The following is a 1,207-nucleotide window of genomic DNA, read 5'->3' on the forward strand; positions in this document are numbered from 1 at the left end:
GTTTTCTTTTATTCCACAAGAATCAATGGCAAAAATTGAATCAAGAATGCACAAAGAACATCCTGTATCAATTAAGGAAGATATTGTAAACTCTTTTTTAGCATGGAATATTTGTGTATCAGAATACATAAATTTATCCCTGAAAACAAGTTTAGACTGAGAACTTGCAGTAGTAATAACTGCAAATAACACACTTAATGATATAAAAAAGGGCTTCATAATCATCTAAAGAAAATTTCTTTCAAAATGTCGCCTATCCAAGGATCTTTCATCTTTTCCTTGAATGAATCATATTTGAATTTAAAGCTCTCCTTATTATATGGTTTATTTAAATAATAACGAAAACTATCCCTGTTGAGTATAATTGATTTATATAAAGTTGTATTATCATTGGTTAAAGAATCATTTAATGCATTTACAGTTAATGTATCAGCATTGTTGATCTTATTATTGCTTTCCGTTCCAGCAAAAAATACAGAACTATTTATAGAAACAACCAATAATATAAATATTTTCGTAAAATTACTCATGTTTATTTTGAAATTTATAGTTCTAAATTCGTGCGACTTTTTACTATTAATTATTATTCATAAATACCTCTAAAGTGGTAAACTAAACGTGGAAAATCTTCATATTTCTTTCCATCAACCCATAATTTCAGAGGAGAGATATTAAACATTATGAAATTATGTCCTACTTCAGCGTCCCCACCAAAAGTCTGAGCAAAAACAATCCGAATAGAAGGAGGTGCTCCATAACCGCCTAATACGTCGACATCCTTAGGTCGCAATCCAAAATTTATATTCCAACCGTCACTCTGATGAAAATCATAACCAGCAACAACTTCCACCTCTCCAATTTCACGCAGGCGCTCCGTCAGGCCTTCATCTGAAATCAGTTCTACATATGGTAATAATGACATATTGAATTTGAGTGAATCGCGTGAAACAGTTATTGCATTTTGCAGTTCTGTTATACTTGAACCTTTATAATAGTCTACTTGTACAGTGCCATGATAGGTTCCTTTCATGTCGAATAGCATCTGTTGTATTTCTTCTTTAGAAAACCCCTCTTCGTCTTTGTTGCAACTTGTAAGGTTAAGCACACTAAGGAACAATATCAGTATTCCGAATAAGTTCTTTGTTTTCATGTTACCTCGATTTTATGGTTTATCGTTCTACATTAATTCTTATTTTCTGCACTTTAT

Annotated in this window: 2 protein-coding genes; both read right to left on the minus strand. The window is 31.5% G+C overall.

The annotated features are described in order from the left end of the window. Positions 1-221: 221 nt before the first annotated feature. On the minus strand, positions 222-530 hold the full coding sequence (locus tag I6E24_RS16295; RefSeq protein ID WP_204405108.1) for a hypothetical protein: 309 nt from the start codon (positions 528-530) through the stop codon (positions 222-224). 53 nt (positions 531-583) lie between these two features. Continuing rightward, complete coding sequence (locus tag I6E24_RS16300; protein WP_235329749.1) at positions 584-1,150, minus strand: DUF4840 domain-containing protein; 567 nt, start codon at positions 1,148-1,150, stop codon at positions 584-586. Positions 1,151-1,207 lie beyond the last annotated feature (57 nt).

Source organism: Bacteroides caecigallinarum (assembly GCF_021530995.1).
GTDB lineage: Bacteria > Bacteroidota > Bacteroidia > Bacteroidales > Bacteroidaceae > Phocaeicola > Phocaeicola faecigallinarum.

Coding starts and splice junctions, on each gene's coding strand:
- I6E24_RS16300 (WP_235329749.1), bottom strand. CDS start 1,150: ATGAAAACAAAGAACTTATTCGGAATACTGATATTGTTCCTTAGTGTG.
- I6E24_RS16295 (WP_204405108.1), bottom strand. CDS start 530: ATGAGTAATTTTACGAAAATATTTATATTATTGGTTGTTTCTATAAAT.